The sequence below is a fragment of the Gordonia sp. (in: high G+C Gram-positive bacteria) genome, assembly GCF_047600385.1.
GTDB lineage: Bacteria > Actinomycetota > Actinomycetes > Mycobacteriales > Mycobacteriaceae > Gordonia.
The window spans coordinates 3576988-3602295 of the sequence record NZ_JASGKZ010000001.1; the positions used below are offsets into that span (position 1 = coordinate 3576988).

Annotated in this window: 15 protein-coding genes and 3 pseudogenes; 6 read left to right on the top strand and 12 right to left on the bottom strand. The window is 63.2% G+C overall.

Features of this window, described 5'->3' with window-relative positions; all coding sequences use genetic code 11:
- Positions 1-11 precede the first annotated feature (11 nt).
- Positions 12-1653: pseudogene (locus tag QM809_RS16220) on the top strand (glycoside hydrolase family 13 protein).
- Between the two features lie 120 nt (positions 1654-1773).
- On the opposite strand, the gene QM809_RS16225 reads toward QM809_RS16220, so the two are convergent.
- From QM809_RS16225 to QM809_RS16260, 8 genes and pseudogenes are all read right to left on the bottom strand, one after another.
- Positions 1774-2469: a hypothetical protein gene (locus QM809_RS16225; protein ID WP_415046742.1), complete on the bottom strand. Its 696-nt coding sequence runs from the start codon at positions 2467-2469 to the stop codon at positions 1774-1776.
- Positions 2466-2954, bottom strand: a complete 489-nt coding sequence (locus tag QM809_RS16230; protein WP_415047122.1) for an acyl-CoA thioesterase — start codon at positions 2952-2954, stop codon at positions 2466-2468. The genes QM809_RS16225 and QM809_RS16230 overlap by 4 nt, the downstream gene beginning before the upstream one ends.
- A gap of 41 nt (positions 2955-2995) precedes the next feature.
- Positions 2996-3979 (bottom strand): hypothetical protein, encoded by a 984-nt coding sequence (locus tag QM809_RS16235; protein ID WP_415047123.1) that lies wholly within the window; start codon positions 3977-3979, stop codon positions 2996-2998.
- 229 nt (positions 3980-4208) lie between these two features.
- A pseudogene (locus QM809_RS16240) lies at positions 4209-7661 on the bottom strand (NAD-glutamate dehydrogenase domain-containing protein); the annotation flags it as partial.
- Positions 7662-7852: 191 nt separating this feature from the next.
- Positions 7853-9527, bottom strand: a pseudogene (ettA, locus tag QM809_RS16245) (energy-dependent translational throttle protein EttA).
- 271 nt (positions 9528-9798) lie between these two features.
- The gene (locus QM809_RS16250) at positions 9799-10455 is read right to left on the bottom strand and encodes a hypothetical protein (RefSeq protein WP_415046743.1); all 657 of its coding nucleotides are present in this window, start codon (positions 10453-10455) and stop codon (positions 9799-9801) included.
- A 280-nt stretch (positions 10456-10735) separates the two neighbouring features.
- A complete protein-coding gene (locus tag QM809_RS16255) occupies positions 10736-11041 on the bottom strand; it encodes a hypothetical protein (protein WP_415046744.1) in 306 nt (101 codons plus the stop codon).
- A gap of 1489 nt (positions 11042-12530) precedes the next feature.
- On the bottom strand, positions 12531-13082 hold the full coding sequence (locus QM809_RS16260) for a hypothetical protein (RefSeq protein WP_415046745.1): 552 nt from the start codon (positions 13080-13082) through the stop codon (positions 12531-12533).
- Between the two features lie 489 nt (positions 13083-13571).
- Between QM809_RS16260 and QM809_RS16265 the strand changes: the two genes are divergently transcribed.
- Positions 13572-13955, top strand: a complete 384-nt coding sequence (locus QM809_RS16265) for a hypothetical protein (RefSeq protein WP_415046746.1) — start codon at positions 13572-13574, stop codon at positions 13953-13955.
- A 693-nt stretch (positions 13956-14648) separates the two neighbouring features.
- Here QM809_RS16265 and QM809_RS16270 read toward each other — a convergent pair.
- The 4 genes from QM809_RS16270 to QM809_RS16285 form a co-directional block, all read right to left on the bottom strand.
- Positions 14649-16277, bottom strand: a complete 1629-nt coding sequence (locus QM809_RS16270) for a hypothetical protein (RefSeq protein ID WP_415046747.1) — start codon at positions 16275-16277, stop codon at positions 14649-14651.
- Positions 16278-17303: 1026 nt separating this feature from the next.
- On the bottom strand, positions 17304-17777 hold the full coding sequence (locus tag QM809_RS16275) for a hypothetical protein (RefSeq protein ID WP_415046748.1): 474 nt from the start codon (positions 17775-17777) through the stop codon (positions 17304-17306).
- 391 nt (positions 17778-18168) lie between these two features.
- A complete protein-coding gene (locus QM809_RS16280) occupies positions 18169-18378 on the bottom strand; it encodes a hypothetical protein (RefSeq protein WP_415046749.1) in 210 nt (69 codons plus the stop codon).
- 224 nt (positions 18379-18602) lie between these two features.
- Positions 18603-19361 carry a hypothetical protein gene (locus QM809_RS16285; RefSeq protein ID WP_415046750.1) on the bottom strand — a complete coding sequence of 253 codons (759 nt, stop codon included), beginning with the start codon at positions 19359-19361 and terminating at the stop codon, positions 18603-18605.
- 946 nt (positions 19362-20307) lie between these two features.
- Between QM809_RS16285 and QM809_RS16290 the strand changes: the two genes are divergently transcribed.
- The 4 genes from QM809_RS16290 (at position 20308) to QM809_RS16305 (ending at position 25170) form a co-directional block, all read left to right on the top strand.
- Entirely contained in the window at positions 20308-20733 is a 426-nt protein-coding gene (locus QM809_RS16290; protein ID WP_415046751.1) for a hypothetical protein, read from the top strand.
- Positions 20734-21235: 502 nt separating this feature from the next.
- Complete coding sequence (locus QM809_RS16295; protein ID WP_415046752.1) at positions 21236-22423, top strand: tyrosine-type recombinase/integrase; 1188 nt, start codon at positions 21236-21238, stop codon at positions 22421-22423.
- A gap of 525 nt (positions 22424-22948) precedes the next feature.
- Complete coding sequence (locus QM809_RS16300; RefSeq protein ID WP_415046753.1) at positions 22949-23863, top strand: YitT family protein; 915 nt, start codon at positions 22949-22951, stop codon at positions 23861-23863.
- Positions 23864-23985: 122 nt separating this feature from the next.
- Complete coding sequence (locus QM809_RS16305; RefSeq protein WP_415046754.1) at positions 23986-25170, top strand: PucR family transcriptional regulator; 1185 nt, start codon at positions 23986-23988, stop codon at positions 25168-25170.
- Positions 25171-25308: the final 138 nt, after the last annotated feature.

Consider the following 25308-nt stretch of genomic DNA (forward strand, 5'->3'; position numbering starts at 1 on the left):
ACAATCGGCCCGTGAGCTTTGATCCTTCGGCGCTAACAGGTTTCGCAGACCAGTGGTGGACCAATGCCATCGTCTACCAGATCTATCCGCGCTCGTTCTCCGATCGCAACGGTGACGGGGTGGGCGATCTCGCCGGGGTGATCGACAAGCTCGGATACCTGGAGCTGCTCGGCATCGAATGCGATCTGGCTGTCGCCGATCACCCGTTCGCCGATGGCCGATCACGGGTACGACGTCTCCGATCCGCGGGACATCGATCCGGTCTTCGGGGATCTCGCCGCGTTCGACGAGCTGATCTCCGAGGCGCACGACCGCGACATCCGCGTGACGATGGATCTGGTGCCCAACCACACCAGCAACCAGCATCGGTGGTTCTCGGCCGCGCTGGCCGCCGGGCCGGGCAGCCCGGAGCGGGAACGCTACATCTTCCGGCCGGGCCGCGGCACACGCGGGGAGCTCCCGCCGAACAACTGGACCAGCGTCTTCGGCGGGAGCGCCTGGAGCCGGATCCGGGAGACCGACGGCGAACTCGGCGAGTGGTATCTGCACCTGTTCGCCCCGGAGCAGCCCGACCTGAACTGGGACAATCCCGAGGTGATGGCCGACCTCGAGAAGACCATGCGGTTCTGGCTCGACCGCGGTATCGACGGTTTCCGGATCGACGTCGCCCACGGGATGGCGAAGGCGCCGGGTCTGCCGGACATGGACGAGCCCGCCGCGGTCCTCAAACACACCGACGACGATCCGCGTTTCAACAACGTCGCGGTGCACGCGATCCACCGGAGGATCCGCGCGGTGATGAACGACTATCCGGGCACCGCGAACGTCGGCGAGGTCTGGGTCGAGTCGAGCGCCGAGTTCAGCCTGTACGTCCGCCCCGACGAACTCCATCTGGGTTTCAACTTCAAGCTGGCCTCGGCCGACTTCGAGGTGAATCAGATCCGCGCGGCGATCGACGAGTCGCTGTCCGCGGTGGACTCGGTGGGCGCCGTCCCCACCTGGACGCTCTCCAACCACGACGTCCAGCGGGAGGCGACGCGGTACGCCCCCGCCGTCCCGGCCGACCACCCCGATCCGGAGTGGGCCGCGGAGAACGCGCTCGGTCTGGGCATCGCGCGGGCCCGGGCGATGGCGCTGGTCGAACTCGCGCTGCCGGGCACGGTGTTCATCTACAACGGCGCCGAGCTCGGCCTGCCCAGCGTGGTGGATCTGCCCGAGGAGGCGCTGGTCGATCCGGTCTGGGAGCGTTCGGGTCGGACGGTGCGCGGTCGTGACGACTGCCGCGTCCCGATCCCCTGGGAGGGCGACGAACCGCCCTTCGGGTTCAGCGCCAACCCCCGCACGTGGCTGCCGATGCCCGAGGACTGGGGCCGTTTCACGGTGGAGACCCAGCTGGAGGACGTCTACTCGACGCTCTCCCTGTACCGCCAGGCCATCGAGCTGCGCTACGCGCGCCCGGAGTTCAGCGGGCCGACCGTCGACTGGTACGGCGCGCCGGACGGCTGCCTGGCGTTCCGCCGGCCGGGCGGCCTGGTCTGCGCGCTCAACACCACCGAGGCGCCGGTGCCGCTCCCGCACGGCGAGATCCTGCTGCTGAGCCTCCCCCTGGTCGAGGGCATGCTCGCCCCGAACGCGGCGGCCTGGCTGGTCTGAACATCTCGTTCCACCGACGGAACGAGCACCCCCGCCGCCGGCGGGACGAGCGCCTCCCTGCCGCCGGCTGAGCCGGGACGCAAACGCAGTGAGCGACCCGTGTCGAAGCCCCGCGGCGCGCTACAGCACGGAGACGCCCAGCACCGATCGACGCTGGTACACCGTCCCGTAGCGGGCGACGATCCGGACCCACGCCGCCGAGCACCACACCCGGACCGGTTCGTCGGCGGCGATCGCCTCGATCGGCGAGTCCTCGGAGATCTCGTGTCCCTGCGCGTCGCGCACGAAACCCATCGCGGTGAGGGCGAACACCGCCCGCATGGTGATGCCGGCGTGCTCGTCCGCGGCGGTCACCTCGACCACCTCCTGATCCAGCAACGACGACGCCGGCCCCAGCGCACCGGATTCGTCCCGGGCCACCCGGGTGCCCTTGCGGGCCAGCGCGATCAGGTCGCGTGCGGGCACGTCGTCCAGGTGCGTGTAACCGTCCGCGGCGGGCAGCGCCCCGCGCCAGGCCGCGGGCAGCGCGAACCCGAGCGAGACGGGGGTGCCGGGCGTCGTCGTGCCGAGGGAGGCGGTGAGCGCGCCGACGTCGGCGACGACGTCGGTCGGTTCCACCGTGCCGAAGACCGACCGCGAGGCCAGGACGTCGAAGCCGGTGCGCACCCACAGTCCGACGCGGCCGTCGGGTCGCTGTTTGAGGCGGATCACCCCGGAGTCGTCGACGCGGGCGGCCCGCTGAACGAAGGCCGCGGTGTCGCCGCGATCCGACTCCGACGCCGGAACCAGACCGCGCGCGGCCCCGAGATCGCTCACGACTGCGGGGTCGTGCGCACGAAGGAGGCCAGGTACTCCTTCTCCTCCGGCGTCATCCGCCGCGGGCGTTGCGTGTCGATGTCGAACGACACCAGTTGCGTGGTCGCCACCACGGCGGGTTTGGCCGCCGGGTCGGCGCCGTACGGGCGCACCTCGTAGCCGACGGTGAAGTCGACCGCGCGCAGTCTCTCGACGAACATGGTCACCGAGATCGGCGACTCGTCGTGCCGGATCTGGCCCTGATACTTGACGTGCAGGTCGGCCACCAGGCAGCCCTTGCGCATCGCGTGCGTGGGCTTGTCGTCGTAGAAGAGCCACGGGATCCGGGCCTCCTCCAGCAGGGTCACCATCCGCGCGTGGTTGATGTGCGCGAAGACGTCCATGTCCGACCAGCGCACCGGCACCCGGACCACGTAGCCGTCGTCGGTGCGGTGCCCCTCGTCCTCGAAGAGCCTGCGCCTGTCGTCCGTTCCGTCCTGCGGCATGTCCGCATCACCTCCGCCCTCCAGCCTACGACCCTCCCGATTCACACGATGCTGCGCAGCGCCCGCACGGCGACGGTGAGGCCCGCGAGACCCGGTTCGGGGGTCTCCAGCACTCCGCGCACGGTGCTCCGGACACGCGCGAGCGTGGTGCTGCGCGACGACTCCCAGTCCGCGATCTTGGCTTCGGCGTCCTCGTCGGGTTCGGACAGTCGCAGGATCGCCAGGGTCAGCGAACGCACCAGCGAATGCAGGTCGTCGCGCAGCGCGAGCCGGGCGAGCAGGTGCCAGTTGTCGGTCCGTTCCAGATGCACGACGGCGTCGAGCAGTTCGTCGATCGCGAAGTGCTCCAGGACGGCGAACGCCAGGTCGCCGATCTCGTCGACGCCGCGGTCGGCGATCTCGGCGACGTCGGCGACGTCGAGCAGGTGCAGCCGGAACGGCGCCCGCGCGACGCTGCGCGCCAGTTCCGGGTCGGCGCCCCGGTTCACGTAGTCGGCGGTCGCGGCGTCGACGGCCTCGGCGATGGTCGGCCGCGCCCAGGCGTCGATCATCGGGGTGAGTCGTTCGACGTCGGCGTACCGTCGCACCTCGGCCGCATACGCGAGCGGCTGCGGCCGGTGTTCCAGGAACCATCGTGAGGCGCGCGAGAGCAGGGTGCGTTCGCGCTGCGTCATGTCGTCGAGGAGGTCGGCGGGCAGCCCCGCCGAGCGCAGCCGCGCGATCCGCTCGGTGAACCCGAAGACCGCGGCGGTCGCCGCGTAGGCGCGGGCGGCCTCCTCGACGGTCGCCGTGGTGGCCTCGGTCATCCGGAACAGATGCGTCATGCCGCCGTCGTCGACGATCTGGTTCACCAGGCAGGTGGCGGCGATCTCGCGGCGCAGGCGGTGCCCGCCGATGCCCTCGGCGAAACGCTCGCGCAGCGGCGCCGGGAAGTACGACGACACCAGGTCGTCGAAGGCGTCGCCGTCGAGCAGCGGGGAGGCGATCAGGACGGCCTTGGCGCCGAGCTTCACGTGCGCCAGCACCGTGGCCAGTTCCGGACCGGTGAGACCGCGATCGAGCGCGGCCTTCCGTTCGAGCAGCTCCCCGGGCTGCGGCAGCGTCTTCGAGCGCCAGGTCCACGCCGTCGTCGGCGAGCTGATCCAGGATCCGCGCGTACAGGTCGGCCTCGGCGTCGGCGGCGCTGCGGGCCGCGCCCAGCGCGGCGTTCTGCGCGATGTTGTCGGCCAGCACCAGTTCGGCGACCTCGTCGGTCATCGACTCCAGCAGCGCGGTGCGCTCGTCCGGGGGCAGGGCGCCGGTGGAGACCTGCGAGTCGAGGAGGATCTTGATGTTCACCTCGTGGTCGGAGCAGTCGACGCCCGCGGAGTTGTCGAGCGCGTCGGTGTTGATCCGGACGCCGTGCAGGTCGGCCTCGACGCGGCCGCGTTCGGTCACGCCCAGGTTGCCGCCCTCCCCGACCACCTTGACGCGCAGCGTGTCGGCGGTGACCCGCACCGCGTCGTTGGCCTTGTCGCCGACGGCCGAGTCCGGCTCGTCCGCGGCCTTGACGTACGTGCCGATGCCGCCGTTGAAGAGCAGGTCGACCGGGGCCCGCAGGATCGCGCGGATCAGGTCGGGCGGCGCCAGCGCGGTCACCCCGTCGGCCAGGCCGAGGGCCGCCGCCATCTGCGGGCTCACCGGGATCGACTTCACCTCGCGCGACCACACTCCGCCGCCGGCGCTGATCAGCGCCGTGCGGTAGTCGGCCCACGACGAACGCGGCAGGGCGAAGAGCCGCTGCCGTTCGGCGAACGACGTCGCCGCGTCCGGGTTCGGGTCGACGAAGACGTGCCGGTGGTCGAAGGCCGCCACCAGCCGGGTGCACCGGGAGAGCAGCATGCCGTTGCCGAAGACGTCGCCGCTCATGTCGCCGATGCCCACCGCGGTGAACTCCTCGCGCTGGCAGTCGATGCCCATCTCGGCGAAGTGCCGCTTGACCGCCTCCCAGGCGCCGCGCGCGGTGATCCCCATCGCCTTGTGGTCGTAGCCGATCGAACCGCCCGAGGCGAAGGCGTCACCGAGCCAGAAACCGTAGTGCCCGGCGATCGCGTTGGCGATGTCGGAGAAGCTCGCGGTGCCCTTGTCGGCGGCCATCACCAGGTACGGGTCGTCGCCGTCGCGGCGGACCACGGCCCGCGGCGGCACCACCGCGCCGGTCTCGTGGTCGATGTCGTCGGTCAGCTGGATCAGTGCGGACACGTAGGCGCGGTAGCACTCGATGCCTTCGGCGCGCAGCGCCGCCTGGTCGGCGGCGGCGTCGCCGGTGGGGGCCGGGGGCCGTCGGACGACGAAGCCGCCCTTGGCGCCGGCCGGCACGATCACGGCGTTCTTCACCGCCTGGGCCTTCACCAGGCCGAGGATCTCGGTGCGGAAGTCCTCCCGGCGGTCCGACCAGCGGCAGCCGCCGCGTGCGACGCCGCCGAACCGCAGGTGCACGCCCTCCACCCGCGGCGAGTGGACGAAGATCTCGTACTCGGGGCGGGGGGCGGGCGCGAGCGGCAGCGCACGGGTGGCGAGTTTGATCGCCAGCGTCGGCGCGAACTCGGCGTCCAGGCGGACGTTCTGCTCGTCGGTGTGCCGGAAGTAGTTGGTGCGCAGGGTCGCGCGCATGGCGTGCGCGATCGCCGACAGCGCCCGGTCGGCGTCCAGGCTGATCACCGCGGCCAGCTCGTCGTCGAGCGTCGCGTCCGCCGCGGCGACCAGGCGGTCCCGCTGCGCCGGGTCGACGGCCGGATCGAACGACACCGTGAAGAACCCGATCAGCGCGCGGGTCACCTCGCGGTACTGTCCGAGCACCTCGGCGTAGTGGGCGACGCTGTTGCCGAAACCGCACTGCTGCAGGTAGCGCGTGTAGGTGCGCAGCACTGCCACCTCGCGGGCGGTGAGCCCGGTCCGGAGCACCAGCTCGCCCAGCCGGTCCACCGCGTCCTCCCCCGACCACATCCGGCGGAAGGCCTCGGCGACGCGTTCCTCGGCGGCGACCGGGTCGATGGCCGCGGTCCGGGCCGCGGGCGTCACGGTGAACTCGTAGATGCGGACGCCGAGACCGTCGGCGCGGTCGATCCGGTACGGGTGCTCGTCGAGCACCGTCAGACCGAGGCTCGCCAGCATGGGGAGGATGTCGGTCAGCGCCGCGTCGCGGCCGGCGAGGTACAGGGTGAAGGTCCACGGGACGCCGTCGGACGACCGCAGCACCACGTGGACGTCGTCGGCGGCCAGTCCGGCGACGATCGGCAGGTCGGCGGCGGCGCGCGCCGGGCTGCGTTCCTCGCGGTAGGTGGTGGAGACGGCGGGCAGCAGACCCGAGACCACCGTGTCGGCGCCGGTGAACGCGCGGACGTCGTCCTCCCAGGTCCGCACCGCCTCGGCGAGCAGCTCCTCCAGGTGCGCGTGCATTGGCGAGCCGGTGCGCAGGTCCTGGTCGGCGGTGCTCCCCCGGACCCGCATCATCACCTGGAGCTGTGCCAGCGGACCGTCGGACAGCCGGGTGGAGAACTCCGAGCGCGAGCCGCCGAGTTCGCGTTCGGCGAACTCGATCACGCGGGAGCGCACCGCCGTCGAATAGCGGTCGCGGGGCAGGAACGCCATCACCCCGACGGTGTGGCCGTCGTGGCAGCGGCGCGCGAACAGGCGCACGCTGCGGTCGACGTTGGCGGCCAGCAGTCCGCGGATCCGCTGGGCCAGTTCGGCCGCCGGGGTCGCGAAGATCGCGAACAGCGGATAGGTCTGGAGCAGTTGGATGGCCGCGAGCCCGCTGAACGACTCCGCTTCCAGGCCGAGCGCCTTGAGCACCGCCGCGGTCTTGCGCCGGACGACGGGGATCTCGCGCACCGACTGGTACAGGCCGATCGAGGTGAACATCCCGACGAACTGGTGCTCCACGTTCCCCACGGAGAAACGGAGGACCAGCGGATAGCGGGTGCGTAGGATCCCCGTCTCCAGGTACACGCGGTCGATCACCGGCAGGCCGCCCGGCCCGTGGCCGTCGCGGGCGCCGGACTCGCGCAGCGGCTGCAGCCGGATGGTCTGCGGGTCCGACCACACGCCCAGTCCGGCGCCGCCGTCACCGGGCGCGTAGCCGACGAGGTGGAAGTTGGAGCCGGCGGCGATCCACTCGATCAGCCGGCGGTACTCGTCGCGTTCGGCCGCCGGGGCGATGTCGCCGTCGGCCAGGCCCGCCAACCGGGCGCGCATCGTCTCGGCGTCCCGGGTCACGGCGGCGAGCAACCCGACCGAACGGGCGACGTCGGCGCGCAGTCGTTCCGGCTCGCAGCGCACCGACGCGAACGCCCGCACGCAGATCCACGACTCGTCGACCGGGCTGCCGCCGGTCCGGTCGGCGTCGCCGATCGAGAGCAGCCGTCCCGCGTCGTCGCGGACCACCGGAAGGACCGGATGATCGATGCCCGCCACCGTGAGGCCCGCGCCGTCCACCACGGTCAGCACCGAGTCGACCAGCAGCGGAGCGTCGGCGGCCACCACCAGGATCTCCCAGACCTCACCGACCTTGGACACGCTCACGACGTCTTCCGCGGGGGCTCGCACCGCGCCCGCCTTGAGATGTCTGGCCAGTCGTTCGCGGTCGGCGCCGGATCCGCCGTAACGCAGCAGTGCCCCGGGGATCAGGTGCGCGAGCACCTCGTCGGTGATGGTCTGATCAGTCATTCATTGCCTCCTGGATTAGGACGCTAGCCGTCCCGGCGACCCGGTACCCGCCATACCGACAGGGTGTTCACTTTCCGCACCGAACTTGACGGAGTGTCGACTCCGGTCGGGCATGGAAGACACGTCGGCCGCGGCGCGGATCGCTCCACGCCGCGGCCGGTCGTCACTCGGTTCTCGTGTCGGTCGAGAGGTCAGTCGCGGGTCAGCTTGCGGTGCGTGACGCGGTGCGGGCGCGCCGCGTCGGGGCCGAGCCGCTCGACCTTGTTGGCCTCGTAGGCCTCGAAGTTGCCCTCGAACCAGAACCACTGCCCCTCGGCGACGTTGCCCTCCCACGCCAGGATGTGGGTACAGGTCCGGTCCAGGAACCAGCGATCGTGCGAGATCACCACGGCGCAGCCGGGGAACTGCTCCAGGGCGTTCTCCAGCGAACTGAGGGTCTCGACGTCGAGGTCGTTGGTCGGCTCGTCGAGCAGGATCAGGTTGCCGCCCTCCTTGAGGGTCAGCGCCAGGTTCAGGCGGTTGCGTTCACCGCCGGAGAGCACCTCCGACGGCTTCTGCTGGTCGCCGCCCTTGAAACCGAAGGCGCTCAGGTAGGCGCGCGAGGGCATTCTCGTTCTGGCCCACCTCGATGTAGTCCAGGCCGTCGGAGACCACCTCCCACACCGACTTCTTGGGGTCGATGTTGGCGCGGTTCTGGTCGACGTAGCTCAGCTTGACGGTCTCGCCGACCTTCACGCTGCCGCCGTCCGGCTGCTCCAGGCCGACGATGGTCTTGAACAGGGTCGTCTTGCCGACGCCGTTGGGGCCGATGACGCCGACGATGCCGTTGCGCGGCAGGGTGAACGAGAGGTCCTTGATCAGGACGCGCTCATCGAAGCCCTTGTCCAGGCCCTCCACCTCGACCACGACGTTGCCCAGGCGCGGCGGGGTCGGGATCTGGATCTCCTCGAAGTCGAGCTTGCGGTGCTTCTCGGCTTCGGCCGCCATCTCGTCGTAGCGGGCCAGACGCGCCTTGTTCTTGGTCTGCCGGGCCTTGGCGCCGGAGCGGACCCAGGCGAGCTCCTCCTTGAGGCGCTTCTGCAGCTTCTGGTCCTTCTTGCCCTGGACCTCCAGGCGCTCGGCCTTCTTCTCCAGGTAGGTGGAGTAGTTGCCCTCGTACGGGTGCAGCTTGCCGCGGTCGACCTCGCAGATCCACTGCGCGACGTGGTCGAGGAAGTAGCGGTCGTGCGTCACGGCCAGGACGGCGCCCGGATAGGTGGAGAGGAACTGCTCCAGCCACAGCACCGACTCGGCGTCGAGGTGGTTGGTGGGCTCGTCGAGGAGCAGCAGGTCGGGCTTGCTCAGCAGCAGCTTGCACAGGGCGACGCGGCGGCGCTCGCCACCGGACAGGTGGGTGACGGCCGAGTCCCCGGACGGGCAGCGCAGCGCGTCCATGGCCTGCTCGATCTGGCTGTCGAGGTCCCACGCGTCGGCGTTGTCCAGGTCTTCCTGGAGCCGGCCCATCTCGTCCATGAGCTCGTCGGAGTAGTCGGTCGCCATGAGCTCGGCGATCTCGTTGTAGCGGGCGAGCTTCACCGCGATCTCGCCCATGCCCTCCAGGACGTTCTCCTTGACGGTCTTCTCCTCGTTGAGCGGCGGCTCCTGCAGGAGGATGCCGACGGTCGCCTCGGGGTCGAGGAAGGCCTCGCCGTTGCTGGGCTGGTCGAGCCCGGCCATGATCTTCAGGATCGACGACTTGCCTGCGCCGTTCGGACCCACGACGCCGATCTTGGCGCCCGGGTAGAACGACATCGTGACGTCGTCGAGGATGACCTTGTCACCGTGCGCCTTGCGCACCTTCTTCATGGTGTAGATGAACTCTGCCATAGCCTTACCGCCTTTCACCTGCGCGAACGCAGCTCTGAGGTCTAGTCCACCGACCGAAAAGGTCAAGTTACCGGGGTTTCGAGGTCAAGTGACGGTTTTCGTCGGGGGTTTCGTCGTCCCCGATGGTACCGAGCAGGGTCAACTTGACCTCGGCCTGCACCCGGCGCGGGGCGCTGTCTCCCGGAGGGCTCAGATCGGGGTCTGTCCGGGCCGCTGTCCGGCCTGTCGGCGTGATGCGGCGTTGGATACCCCAATGCCGTCCGGGACGGCCTCAGTCGTCCAGGTGAACCGTGCGCCAGAGGTTTCCGCCGATGGCCTGTTCACCCAGAGCTTCGCGGAGAGAGCCCGACAGCTTGGCGGCGCTGGAAACGACGGTCGGCCCATCCTGACCGAGCGCGGCGAAGGGATTGACCTGTGCATGAGGCTCCGGGGCCGAAATCCAGTTCGACTTGTCCCGTGAGAGACGGTCGATGACCTCATCGGCGCACTGAGGGTGCGAACCAGCCCTGGGCGTCCAGTGACGTGCCGCTTCCGCAGCGGCTTTCGGGGTCAGGCCAGCGGAGAGGCCCCGTGAGAACCAGGAGCCCCGGCCTTTCAGTTCATCCGCGATCTCTTCGGGGCTCTCCCCTTCCATGTTGTCGACCCATGCCGCAGCTGCCGGATCGTTGAACCTGAGCAGAGCCTGACACCGGGCTACATCGATGGCGTTCTGTACCGCAAGTTCTTTCGCAGAGTCGAGGGCTGTCAGTGCGGCTTCCTTTTCACGACGTGCGTCAGATCGAATGCGCTCAATCTCTTCGTCTCGCCGTTTGCGTTCGAGGTAGAGGTCTGCCTTCAGCGATGCGATCTCATCGGCAAACTCCTTCTCGATCTCCATCTCCAGGAGTAGCCTTTCGATCTCGTGTCGGTCGCTTTCGTGCATGGTCATGGCCTCCCCTGCGTGACCCATCGGGCAACATTTTTTCGGTTGAATTTGAGCATGTTGTCAGTAAACGGGTCGCCGGATGACTTCAGGAAGTGACGTTCGATGACGTGCATCCGACTGTGATTCCCCTTTGCGACCTCCGAAGACAGAAACTTGTCACAGTCCCAGCAATAGCGCCTCCCATTCAGCCCGAGTCTCCTCTTGCGCCTTTCCCCGTCGGAGGAGATCATCGCGGGGGCCGCATGGACACTCGACTTTCGCTTTCCCGAGGGACTTATCCGCTTCATTCCGAATCCTCCTCATCGTAAAATCCACCCTCACCGGGTTCGTAGTAACCGGGCTCGAGCCGAAGTCGCCGGAGGTCTTCGTGGCTGATCCCGAAACCTCCGAGTTGCCGTCGCATCTCGGTGAGCTGCGCAGTCGTCGCCATTCCCCGAAGTTGAAGATCGTAGATGCACGGCACCGGAGCCAGCGAATACCACTGCGCGAGAGCAAGATCCTCCGTCGTCGGGAACTTCCCCAGCGACAACCAATAGCGGCGTGTCAGCGGCAAGAACTTCGGGTCGCCGTCGTAGTCAGCGGCCAGCATGGGGTTGATCCAATCGGCAAACAGCGAGTTCAGCCTCGGTTGTGGACTGCGCTCAATCGGCAAGGAGTCGAACCCCCTTACAGCATCCTCTCGCGTCTTACGCGCCTTCCATGATCCACCCATCGCAATGCACCTCCCGGTACAGATAATCTCGAAAATGCGATGAAATGCCCCGTTTGTGCGATGAAATGGGCGATTTCCGCAATGTTCCAATTTTACCATAAAATGCGGTTTTCATCACACGGGAGCGGAGGTTCATGACGCATGATGAACAGATCATCACAAACTGCACAATGCGCGGAAAATAGAGCACGATAAGGCCGATAGATGAAATCCTTTTGACCTGCACGAATACCTACACGCGAATGCAACAAATGGGCGCGGATCTGCGAATTTTCAAATCTTGCAAAAACAAAAAGAGCCTACGCCCACCGGTCAACCTTCCGCCGAGAAGCGGGGCACCCCCACCCCTTGTAACCGGAAATGCCTATTGCTGCCCCCTAGATGCCCCACAGGCGGACTTTTGAGGCGCTTCGCGCGGGGGTGAGGTACAGAAAAAAGCCGCTTAGAACGCGATACAGCGCCCTTTTCGGAATGGACTTTTCAGTAACCACCAGCGCCGCCGAAATACAGTCTTGGCGGTGCAAAGCTCAGCGTCTACCACAGGGAAATGGAGAACCACTCTCGCTGTAGAACGAGAGCGATATTGCGGAGAATGCGCCAGCGAACCGTCGTTCAACTGCCCAGTGAAAAATTGAAACGGGTCGTGATCCGTGAAATCTGAGCATTACCGTATGACGGACAGAAAACACGAATACACGAAGCGACGCGAAAAAGAAAACCGAAGATGGTTCGGACATTCGAGCATGAACACTTCGGAGACGAATGGACTTTCGGCGATGAGTCCACACGATCATCTCTCATCGCTCCTCTTGCATTCGTCATCGCCAATCGTTCAACGCTTCGCGAGCTGTCTCGTTGTCGTTCGTCGTTCATTCGTTCACTTCGAACCTCGTTAACATGATCTTCTTCGCACTCGCACACTTCGTCACTGTGACGATGAGTGTCCGCGTTCGGGTTGGTTGGGTGGACACAGCACGCTCCCCGCTGTCGTGTGCTGTGTCGTCGTGAACCTGTGTGCTGGTCCGAGCCTGCGTGACGATAGCTGCTGCGGTGTCGGTACACGGTTCGTAGTTCGTGTACGTGGTGTGCGCTCGTCCCTCCTCTCCTCGTCTCAGTGTGTTCGTGTGTTCGTGTGTCATCCCCGTTGGTGTGTCGTGGATCGGATCGAGAGTGTGGACACGTGGAGGTGCCAAAGGGTATCGATGCCCGGAGCCGACAACACCCGGCGTGATCGTGGTAGACCGCACCGGGTGTTGTCGTTATCACCTCGCTGTCCGAAGACGAGGGGGATGTGGTTCCCTTTCGGGAAAGTTCAGTTCAGATCGACGACCTTTCGTTTCTGTGTCGGACTTGCCATCGTTGGTGATCAGTCGCCGGAGTTCTCTTCGTCCTCAACGACAGAGTTCATCAGAGACGGGAATCGGCGTTGGCTGTTGAGAGATCCTCGGATCATATCTCCGAATTGTCTCGCCCGCTTATCCGCATCCGATAACGGCGCGTCAGGATCGTCAGGCATGTCGATGTTCCACGGCTCACTGCTGTTCGCGGACATTCCCAGCTCCCACAGGACAGTTGCCTCGCCGGGGAGACCTTGTGGTGTGTAGTCACGTTCGGGTTCCGGTTCAGGAAGATCCGGCGACACGACCCGCGCGAGCTTCTCGAACTCCTCGGCCTGCTTCAGCTTCCGAAGATTCGAGGCCAGTTCGTACACCTCCAGCTCTTTCGTGTAGCGAGCGTGTTCATCTCGGAAGTGTTGCAGGATCGTACGGCGGATTCGGATCAACGACTTCTGATATTCGACCTCTTCCTCTTCGGAGCGGATCTGGTTCGCGATCCTAGTCATCTCTTCTTCGGCGGCACGTCGTTGTTCCTCAGCGGCGCGTTTCATCTCTTCGAGATTTTTGTACTTTGCATTCACGGTTTTTACCTCATGTGTTTCGGACGTGAAAAGCGATAGATGCACATCGCATGAAAGGAGAGATACACTCTTCGCATACTCATCGATGTGAGATCATTTTATCTCGATCCTATCGATCAAGTTTCGTGGAAGTCGTGTGGCGATGTCGATCAAAACAACACGGCTATCGTGTTCTCTTCAGGATCGAAGTGATTGGTAATCAACCGAACCGGAGAACGAGGGACGGCAATGTGTTCGCGGAACAGGGAGCGACCATATCTCGTGGTGTTCCATGACGTGCGATGCAAGAGGAGAGGAAAATCTGTTTATATGAAAACGCAGATCAGGGAACCTGAGTGAAAATAATCGTCTACCACTGGTAAACTGGTCTACAGGGGAAACAAACCCCAGCCAGATCGGTGAGGATACTGACCAGGGTTTGTCATTCGGAAGGATTCGGACGTTCGGATATGATCTTCAGAAAGTTTCCCGTTGATCAACGAGCATTCGATGACCCATCTCACGGATGTCGAGAATCAGGAGATCAAGATCATGTTGATCGATAGAGATCGATGTGGATCGTTCTTTTCGCCGGAAGATGTTCATGATCTTCATGCCATAACCGCCTTGTTCCACTTGAAGCCGTTCGATGTGAAGCCCAAGTCGGAGAGAATGTCATCGACCATACCGAGTGATCTACGGGACAGTTCTTTTCTCTCCTCTACGATGAACTTCGTCAGTACGCCTCTCTTCGTCATCGATTCTTTTGCCTTGAGGGCTTGTGCTGAGTTCGATGCTATCCACTCTTTCGTGGAGCCGTCCCGAGTTGAGTTACCTGAACTCCTTGCCACATTGCACCCGTTACACGAAGGTCTCAGAAGATCTGATCTGTGATCGGCTACGTCATGGAATCCTACGATGTGATCGAGCGTAGCTTTCGTCTGTGAGAGGACCGGATCGAAATTCAGTTCACAGTCGCAGTAGCTACATCTATTTCCTGTCGATGCAAAAGTCGCTTTCGGATCGATAAGCGGAAGTTCACCAGGAGTGACTTCGATACCTTGTTGACGAAAACGAGCGGCGACTCTCTTTCGGTAACCCTCCGGGGTTAAGGATTGTTCACGAGTGCGCTCTCGCACCGATTGCAAATTCAGAAGGTGATGGTACCTAGCATCATGAGAGTCGCAGAGGGACTTGCACCTGATCCGTCTTGCGCACTCTGCGAACGTGCAATGTTCGGGTCGCGGGTCGCGGGCTTCTTCGCGGGTGTCGTGATCGTTCCTCAGCGTGATCAGGTACTGGAACTCTCGTTTCTGTGACTGGTTCAAATCCAGGCTTGCGAGTTGCTCTCTCTCGGTGAGAAGCAGTTCGTCAAAATCTTGAGTCAGGAAAATTGTGTTAAGTTTGGTGCGAGACATCATCAGAACCTCCGTCGTTCTGTTCGGTGGAGCGCCCCTTTCTATGATCGGGCTGTCGCTCGGGAGTCAGGAGGCTGTTCACAGCAGCCCCTAGCTCTTTCTTTATTTTCGTGACAACAGGATCGCCATCACGCAAGTCTATTCTACTGTCTTTCCCGACGAGTATTCGTCAGAAATCATTGCCGAGACGGAACTGTTCGATGGATTCGGCTTTGTTCGTGGACTGTGTACGTCGTCGTGCGAACTCGGCCTTCTCTTCTTCGGTCCTGAGATACCTGATCTTCGGACCATCGTCATCACGGTCGGCATGGCCCGACTGATTTCGGTCTACTGTCCCTTGCCCGCGCACAGGGGTGTCTTCACGCCGATGTCGTCTCTTTCGTGGTTTGTGCGGTCCGGAATTGATCTCGGCCAGTCTGGCGTCGATGGCGTCTTGACTGCGATGCCGACGCTTCTTGCGGCGGTTCAGAGGTGGAAGCTCGGTTTCCGGTTCGGGTTCGACTTCGGGAGCCGGCTCGGGCGTGGTGACCTTGCGAGTTCTACGCACCAGAGTCGCCTTGATCGGTTCAGCATTCACGACGTATTCGCTGAGCTCTTGCTCCGGTAAGCCGTCGAATCCGGTGGGTTCGTCGGTGAAGTAGTCGTCTACAATGCCGTAGATGTCGTCAGCAATGTAGTCATCAGCGGAAGGTTCGCTGTCAGTGCTGATCTTCTCTTCCAAAGGTGGTGCCTCGTGCGCCGTCTCGGTCAGTACCTGGTCAACTTTTTCGATGATATGGCGGACGAGGCACCGGAGTCCGAGGGCCCGGTGTTCCCGTCTCCGGGCGTCGCAGATCTCGTTGGTAGCACTCACCACAGCTTCGAACACCTCACGGTCCGTCTCGTCCATAGGGAACCAGGAATTGTCATTCGCCGATTCCGGTGAATCGAGGCCGTAGTGCAGCAGGGCATTGGTGGTGTGTGCCGGGTACCGGATCTGTCCGGCCAATCGGGCTGCGGCTTTGGCGATCCTGCGTTCGGCTTTGGCGTCGGCCAATCCGTTCATGAACTCGGCCAGGTCTACTGCGTCATCGGATTTGACGTAGACGGCGAAACTTTCGGGCGTATCCCGAACACGATCAACGATCTCTGAGTCGATCATGTAGTCGATGTCGGACTGAAAGAACTTGCCGAGCCGGACACCGGGGTCTTTCTTTCCCTGAAGGCCGATGGAGAAGGAGGAGTTCCCTGTCCTGATCTGTTCCGGATCGTCAGCGACCTGCAGGATGGTGTGCCGTTTCTCGTCGTGTTGATCGCCGAACTTCGATTGGTATGCGGCGACGGCCTTGATCTGGGCGGCCACGGTCCTACCCCACGGATCTTCGGCTTGCGGAACTACCTGGCTAAGGACGACCGCCGGGTTCCCTCGCTGGGAGTATTCCCCGAACATGCGCTGTAGGGTGACGTCTACCGCACGGATGAAGAACCAGTCTTTCGTTCGGGGTTTCCTTCCGCCTTCCGGCACGAAGGTTTCGGAGATATCTGGTACCGAGAAGATTCCGTGGCCGTGCATGACGTTGTAGATTCTGAGTTCCCGGTACTGCTTGAACTCTACTTTCATGTGCATTTTCAGACCCTTGAGAGCTTCGGCGAACTCGGGTCGCTGCAGGGTCTTGTCGAGTTCTCTCTTGAGTTCCCCGGTGTCAGCGGGAACGTACCCGATGCGCTGAAGCTCTTTTCCCGACGGGAGGGAGACGGTGAACGCGGCCAGGTAGTCTGTTCCGTCTTCGATCCGGTCGACATCGTGCTCGATGGCCATGAAGTCGTCGTATCTCTTCGAAGACATACGCTTCAGATCGCGGAACCTCTCGGGATTGCCGGGGATGGACGCCGAGCCCTTTGTGCGTCCGGCTTTGGAAGTGTCGGGGGACTTCGGCCTCGAGGCGAACCGAGTTTGGTAACCGGTACCGTGTCGCCGGGTCGTGGCGACGTACGTTTTGCTGGGAGATTTCCTTTCTGTCATGTATCTGTCCGTGTTGTTGTGGGCAATTCACAGCGATTCGGGGGCGAGCCTCTTCGCTGTTTTGAACTATAGCAACAAGGGGAACATATTCTTCTTCGAGTTTATTCCCGACGTGCTATACGAACACGGTAGCATGGACTTCGGTCAAGTTTTCGTCATCCCATTTCGACCCCTGAAGACAGGTCATCCCCGGAGTCGATACATGGAACTCCGGGGATGACCTGTCGCCTCAAACCACAACACGGTTTGGATACTCGGATGTCTCCCAACATCTTCGTACATGAATATACTAGCACAAGCAGCACACGTTTTCTGACTCAGAATCGCCCACCGTGAAAACGTCCCTGGGTGCTCTCGCACCTTACGGCGCAGCCTTCGATCTCGGAATTTCGTTTGTTCCACCGAGAGGGAAATCGGTTGTTTTCAATTAGTCGATCAGTTTGCTGAGAGCTTCTTGAAGTGGCTTCTTCAGGATTCTCTCCGGGCTCGGATGGAGGTCGGAGAGAGGCTTAAAGAGGATCAGAGAGAGACAGGTAGAAGGCGGTTAGAGGCACTTAGAGAGAAGGCGAAGAGAGAGCGGATGGAAACGCACTGTGACCTGGGAGAATGCTGATAGAGGGAGTGTCAGCTGGTGGGGGTTTGAGGGTTGTGGGTTGTGGGAAATAAATCGCCCATGATGCAGAGTTCGGGGTTGGGGGTCGGTGATTTCAACTCGGATTGTGCAGTGGATGCCTGAAGCATTCCGAGAGTGATGTAAATCACTTCAATAGCACGAAACGCCAGTCAGGATCGTTGTTGATCCTGACTGGCGTTTCGTGCGCGCTATGAATCCAGCTGTTTCTTCAGCTGCTCAGCCGCATTCGACCCGTTGCGCTCGAACCACCGCTGCGCAAACTTCGACAAAGGAAGTGCCTTCCCTTCTTCGACAAGGCTGCTCCGTTCATACAGAATCCTCCTGCCCATCTGATCGCCGAACTGACCCGACTTCTTTAGCGCCCTAGTCAGATCCCCCGCCTTGAAGAGCACACCTTCCTCATCCTCGATTTCAGCCAAGACGAGCCAAGTCGGCCACGGAGAGAACCATCGCTTTCTCCCGATATCGATGACCGCTAGAAAATCCTCCCCTTGATCGAAAGATTTACGGTCGTCAAGGTTGCTGAGTATTCTCTTCCTGAACACATCCGGCGACGATGACTTTTTCGCGAGCTGGCGCGGGATCTCCCACGTGTAGAAAGTGCTTTGCCTCACTCCCTGATTCTTCCACTCAACTACCCCCCCCCCCCCCGCCATCGACACGCCGAAGATTCACGAACCCGATTTCCGAGCAGCGAACACGCGCGAGGGGGGGCACCAGGTCATTTCGACACAGTGACGATTAACCCCGCTCCCCCACGCTCACTAGGATCGGGCGCAATCTAGCGGATGCTCTTCACGAAAGACTGTCTACGGTAATTTCACCGTCAGTCATACCAATTGGCCTGGTGCCAAATTTTTGTCTCTAGCTCGTCTTCCTCGACAGCGCGTTTCCGTTCAGCTACAGCCTTCTCCGCAAGCCGCTCCGAGAGTCCGTACTTCCACCGACAACGCGCCTTGCATTGCCAGATTGGGGGCTTTTGCCCATTTGCATACGTCCAATGGCCGATCACGTCACCGTAGTTTTGCGGCCTCTCAAGTTCTCGATGCTGTCTCATACCTTCAGCAGACGCCGGAAGACGCTAGCCTTCCGAAACGGCACCCGCTCGAAGTCGTTGAGACTCAGGTCGACCCCAGCTACCCACTGATCCTCCCTGTCGCGCTCTTCTTGCCATCGAGCCTTTCTCGCGGCCTCCTTACTGTTCCACCATTCACTGCGCTGCTTCCACTGCCAGATCGGCGGGCGCTGCTGTCCACTCGTCATGCCGCCCAGTATGCACACGGCTGCCGCCTCTGTCGAGGACGGAGAAGCCCGCGAACCCCAGAAAGCTCCTGACCAGGCACGATGCCGAGGTCAGTTTCGACACAGTGACAATAGTGATCCCACACTCTATCGAGTGGACGATCCAAAACTCCCGTTAGCAGGGAGATCAGGGCCTCTCGCCAGGAGAGCTTTTCGAGACGTTCCGGAGATTTCGTCTCAATTCCTCATGTTGTGGCGAGGAGATCTCCGACTTCGGCAAGGTCGAACAGGGCTCCGTCGTCCCTGTTGCTCATCGGGATGATGATGGTCGTCGGTGCTGTTCGATGCTCGGAGCGTGTGCGCTTCGGGTGGCGGGGCTTCCGGGATACGGATTGTGGGGCGCGGAGTTGGCGCGCCGCTCGGCATTTGGCGCATTGTTGCCCTCCTCCGGTTGCGCGCCCGTGGATGATGAGGGGGTTGATCCGGCATCGGTTGGCAGGGTTTTCGATCCAATTGAGTGCGGGACCACAGAGTGAGCAGGCTCTCTTCGTGGCAAGTGTGCTGTGGTCGCGGGTGGGGAATCCGGGCTCGAGTTGTTCACAGCAGATCGTGGATTCAGCCCAGGCCCTCCCCTGCTCGATGGCTTTCTCCTGTAGGCCGAATCGCCATTGTTTCAGGTCGTCCGTCTCGGATTCGTGGACGAGATCGTAAGCGGCGCGCACGTCATCGACGGTCCACACCTCTCGACGGCCTTCGGCAGTGCGGAACAGCCCTCCGGTGATGGAGTGCCGCTCCTGATAGACGAGGAACCGGAAATGCTCTTCGGACATTCTCGCGGGGTTTCCTCTTCGGGGATTTCGGGCCCGGATTTCGGCGCGGCGATTTACGGTGAACTCTTGCTCGTTGCCACCAAGCCGGATTGCCCGGTCTTCTCGCTCAGTGAGGATGACATCGACAATGCGGTTCTGCCGGTCTGTGAGACCGTAAGGGCTCTCGTTTCTCATGACGTTCTCCGAGGCGTTTTTATCTCCGAACTTCTCGCGTGTGATGCCATTTCGAAAAGGAAGTTCCGCGAGGATTTTGGAGGCTCTCTCTATCCTCGTTATCATATCTCCGAAAGTGATCCAGAAAGGCCCATTGCTACCCTCTACATTCCCCATAGGCGGACTTTCAGGGTATTCGCTAGGGGATATTTCTGAGCGAATTTCAGGCGCTTAGAATGGAAAGTAGAGATGAGGAGTGTCTGCGGTGAAAGAATTTGCGAAGATATAGGCACTGGCATTCGGCAACGGATCTGAAGGGCACCCTGGGGGGGGTGCCGCCGAACTGGGCTGATCCAAACGGAGCCAACTGACCCGAGTGCGCGCTTTTGAGTGTGGGTTCGGGGACGCGGGAGCGGTCGGTACTGTTCGGAAACACTTCGGGTTACCCTGACCAGTACACCAGTACCTTTGCTCGATTGGGGTTTGGCGTGTTCGGTGGTGAGACCTTTAAGAAGGGGTGGTGTATGTGCGTCCGGATGGTCGAGCCGGCTCCTGTGTCGCACATCTTGCGCATCCTCGATGCAATCAACCGTTGGACACTAAGCCGCGCGAACTCAGGTCAGGCATTGGTTCTCCCGAGCGACAGCGTGGGAGAGCTTCAAGTCCACGGCTTGACACCGCCGCGACCTCGGCGATGAGGCAAGAAGTTCATACGTTCATAGGATACCCCCCCCCCGATCTTTCATAGCATTGCGAAGTGCGACAGCGCACACCGACATCACAAGCTCGCAGTCACCAAGGGGAAATCATGCCGAAGTGCAAGAAATGCCACACCAAACTGCTCGAATGTGGAGGATGTAAAGGAGGAAGCAGCGGCTTGACCTGCCGTACCTGCAATAACACCGGCTGGGTCTGTGGACGACACGGCGGACTCTGGAAATAACGGGTCGGACAGGAGCGCAAAATCATGCTGTTCTCAGTGAAAATCGGCGTCAAACTCCGCACGAGTGCTGATACCGGAGCCGTTTCGACGGCAATCTACAATGCGATGACCATCGAACCGCCGTTCAGTCAGCGAAAGCTCAAGTACCGGAAGGCCCCCGGAATCGGCTCAATCGGAGACATCACCAGGGTCGACCCGAACATGGTTGCCGAGGCCCACGGGCTCGACGTCCCACCTCGCGAGGCTTCCGAGATTGATTTCGGCAACGGTACGGTCGTGGTCCGCACATGGATCGAAGACGACGGAACCAATCGATGGGCGAGCTTCATCTGTATCAACGACCCCCAGGTCGGCTACCCCTGGGCGTCCGCGATTGCGGATCGAACCCAGGAATTTCTACTCCAGGCCGGGGTCACCGACTGCCAGATCGAAGTGGTCAAGTCCCGTTGACAGCAGCAGTCGCCAAGATCTTCCATGTGGAAATTTCCTGAGCGGAGATCTAGAAGGGTGGTGCCAGGTGGTCAGCACGCCGCCTGGCACCGCTGGGCATCGAATTTGACTTCGGTGATCAACCTTTTTCTACAGATGGTCATGTTCGTCTCCACAGTTCTCACGGTATCGGGTTTGGCTGCGCGGAGTCGTTCGTCTTTCGTCGGTCGGTTCGGCGGTCTCCCGGTACGTCGGTAGTCAGTGGATCGCTCGTGTCATGTGCCAGTCAGGGCTCGCCTGCCGCAGGGCTCATGAGGCTCGGTCTCGCCTGGGTTTTCGGTTACCTCGACTTGGTGGTCGTGACGCGACTCGGCTCGGGCGTCGTTCCGGGGGCTGAGTGCGTTGCTCGCGGGCTGATCGGGCACGGTGGCCGGTGGGTGCCGGAGGTGCTGTGATCAGGGGCGAGGCAGCGTTCTCGGGCGAGCACTTGACCTTCGGTAGATGAACTGGCGAAGCTTCGGTCATGGCGATTCAGAAGCGCAAGTTGACCAATGGGCAGATCCATTACCGGGCGCGAGTCTACGATCCGACGACGAAGAAGCTGGTCTCGAAACAGTTCCGGCTTCTTCGCGACGCCGAAATGTGGGAGCGATCCGAACGGCTGAAGCGGAGCGGCACCGCGCCGGAGTTGAAGCCTATCGGCCCTTATGGTGGATTCACCGAACTTTTCGATACCACCGATAGCCACCTCACCGATAAGGGCGGCAAGAAGCACTTCTTCAAGCTCGTGAACTTCCTCGAGGAATGGGAACTCGAGGCATCGCGGGAAAGCACCAAAGCGCTGAGAGTGAATCTCCGAAAGAACGCGGGTGCGCTCGGAGAGATCGGTCTTCGGCAGATCGACGTGAAAGACGTGCTCGATTGGCAGCACGATCTGCGGGTCGCGAGCCCGTGCTCGGGGAAGAAGCTCGCGGAGCCGACCATCGCGGTGATGTCACGACTACTACGTAGTGCGTTCACCGTCGCCGTGGATCGGGGGTATATGGACGAGAACCCGATGTCCACCCTGAAGTCGAAGCGGATGACGAACCGACAGGTGTCGCGGCATGAGATTCCGAAGAAGTCCGAGATCGACCTGATGGTCGAAAAGGCCGAGACGGTCAGCGACGACTTGGCGATGATGATCCGGATGGCGGCTTCGACCGGGCTGAGGATTCAGGAACTCTCCGGGCTGCGCCTCCGTAGTGTGGATGTAGATCGGCGTCGTATCCATGTTGCGGAGCAGGGCACCGGGTCGAAGGAGTGGAAGTGGGGGCCACTCAAGTCCGACTCCTGCGACCGGGAGGTTCCGGTACCGGCCTCGCTCATGACCGATCTCCAGGCGTTCGTCAAGGACAAGGACCGGAAGATGTACGAGCCTCTGTTCCAGACCGGCTCGGGGTTGATGTGGACGGCATCGAACGCGGGCCGGATGTTGAGGGTGCATGTTCGGGAGCCGCTGAAGAAGAAGTTGTCGGGCGAGTGGACGTTCCACAGCTTCCGGCACTACTACGCCTCGGTGCTGATCGGGCGCAGCGTAGATGTTGCGACCGTGTCGAGGTTGCTCGGGCACAGCAGCTACGGGATCACTTTCGAGGTTTACACCCATGTGCTGCCGGGAGCCCTGGATCGAGCCGAGGCTGCGGTGGAGGCGGCGCTGACTGCCGAATGAGGTCTAGCCCGTCTACCCAAGGTCAAGTCATGGACGGATCAGGGTCAAGTCAGCAAGAAGAAGAGGGTCACCTAACTGTGCTCTGACCTGCCCTGATACTGTCGTCAAATCAGCGATATGATGCATCCATCAACATGGTGTAGATGAACTCTGCCATAATAAAATCCCTTCTACCTGCACGAACACCTCGTACAGGGGCTCTCGTGTCCTAGTCGGCCACAGACGCGCAGACGAGTGCCCCTCTCACGCGGAAGGCGGTCTCGTCGGCGACTGCACACCGATGAGACTACCGATGACCGGTCTCGTGTGAGCCGCGAGACACCCCCGCCCGCCCCGATGCGCCGCGGCCGCTCGGATCCGGGTGGAGATCGACACGGATCACGACCGTCGTGTGGCGCTTATCACGAGAACCCCGGCCGCGGGTCCGAGTCCGAGGATTTCGTCACAGTGATGTTTCCATCATCTCGCCGAAACGGGAATTTCGCGCCCTTACAGAGATAATGCCGTCAACGCGAAGGAGTACACATGGTCAAGCAGATCATCGATAAAGCACCGCAGAGGATCAGCCGGTTCACCGACAACCGATACGTTCAGGGATTCATGCAGTATCTCGTGATCGTGGTCGGCGCGGGGCTCGCAGCACTCGGCCTGGAGGGGTTCTTGATCCCCAACGGGTTCCTGGACGGCGGAGTGGTCGGCGTGTCGATCATCACCAGCAACTTCGTCGACCTGCCGGTCGGTGCGTTCATCGCCGTCTTGAACGTGCCGTTCATCTGGATCACCTGGCGCAAGCTCGGCGGAGCCCATGCCGTCAAGACCACGGTCGGCGTCGGGGCTCTGGCGCTGGGCACCGTCTGGCTCCATCACATGAAGCCGCTGACCGAGAACTACATTCACGCGCTGGGGTTCGGCGGTCTGCTGGTCGGCCTGGGCGTCGGCATGGCGCTGCGGCAGGGCGGCGCGCTCGACGGCACCGAATCCCTCGCACACATCATCTCCGCCGGGAGCAGGTACGACGTCGACCAGATCATCCTCTGGATGAACGTGGTGATCTTCGCGGTCGCCGCCGCGGTGATGGAGCCGGAGAAGGCCATGGGCTCGGCCATCCTGTTCTACGTGGTGATCGCCCCGGTCATCAAACGCGTCGTGGACGGCGGCGCGGAGATGGAGCAGGCCCGAGTCGTGACCCGCAGTCCCCAGGCCGTCGCCGAGTACATCGCCGAACACCATCACCGGAAGGTCAGCATCGGCCGGCGCACCGTCTATCCGTCCGGCGGAGGCGAACCGTACATCTCCCACGCGGTGACCTTCCTGGTCTCCCGTGTGGAGAAGCACGACCTGTGGGAAGAGATCAAGCGTCTCGATCCGATCGCCATGATGACCTACGTGGAGGTCACCTCCCAGCACGGCGGCATCTACGAGAGCGACGACTCGCACTGACGCGAGGACCGGTGTCCGGGGGCCCTTTCGGCGGGGCTCCGGACGCCCGTCCCCGCCCGCCGCGGCGGCCGTCTGCGCGGTTGCCGCCTCGTCGTCGACCGCCGTCGAGCAGACTGTCGGATGTGGAATCCGCCGACGACGCCGAACTCCGTGAGATCGCCGCACTGCTGAGCGAACGCCTCGCCCCGCTGAGCGACCGCATCGCCGAGACCATCCGCCGCGAGGTCGACTTCTACGCCGCGACGGATCTGGTGAGCCACGACCAGATCGCCGAGACCACCGACCGGATCTTCGGTTTCCTGGTGCCCGGGGTGATCGGGCACCGGGACTTCGACACGTCCGCGGCCCGCGCGATGGGCGCCCACCGCGCCGAGCTCGGCGTCCCGCTGCCCGCCGTGCTGCACGCCTACCGGATCGCCTTCCAGATGCTGTGGCGGGAGTTCCGGGAGGTCGCGGTGGTGCGCACCGACCTCTCCCGCGAAGCCCTCCTCGAGGCGACCTCGCGGATGTGGGACGCCTACGACCGGTTCAGCGAGGCGATGACCGCGGCGCACCGCGAACGCACCGTCGCCCAGGCGCTCGACGACGCCACCGAGCGCGCCGCGCTCACCGAGCATCTGCTCCAGGGCCGGGTCTCGTCCGAGCAGACGCTGTGGGAGATCGCCGAACTGCTGCGGATCCCGACGCGCGGCCCCTACGTCGCGGTGGCGGCCGCGGTCGGCGAGATCGGCAGTCAGCCGCTGCCCCGGATCGAGAGCATCCTGCGGGCCTCCGACATCTATTCAGCCTGGCGGCTGCTGCCCGACCAGCTGATCGGGATCGTGGCCACCTCGTCGTCGTACCAGGTGGAACGGCTGCTCGGCGTGCTGCGCGAACGCGCCTCCGGTCGGGTCGGCGTGAGTTCGCCGTTCGCCGACCTCACCGATTCCGCGCGCGCCCTGCGCTACGCCCGGATCGCCCTGACCCGACCGGGCGGAGCGGTGGAGGTGTTCGACGACTCCGTGCTCGGCGTGGCGGCGGCGCACTCGCCGGAGGTCAGCACCGATCTGGCCCGCTCGGTGCTCGCCGGCCTGTACCGGCTGCCGCAGGCCGATCGCGAGCTGCTCTTCGACACCTTCGGGGTGTGGGTCTCCCTCGACGGCAACGTCAACGCCACCGCCGAGCAGATGCACGTCCACCGCAACACGGTGCGCCACCGGCTGCAGCGGATCACCGAGCTCACCGGCCGGTCGACGTCGGCGCCCCGCGACCTCGCCGAACTCTGCCTGGCCTTCGAGGTGGAGGCGCACTTCCCGCACGCGGACTGACCCGGCGGCCGATCCGCAGTCGGCCACCACAGGAGCGATGTGCGTGTGCACACTCGACGGCCGTCATTGATGTGCCGAACACAGCATATTCGGGGAGTGATCTGAGCCATGATGGAGGTACGACCCCGCACCACCTTC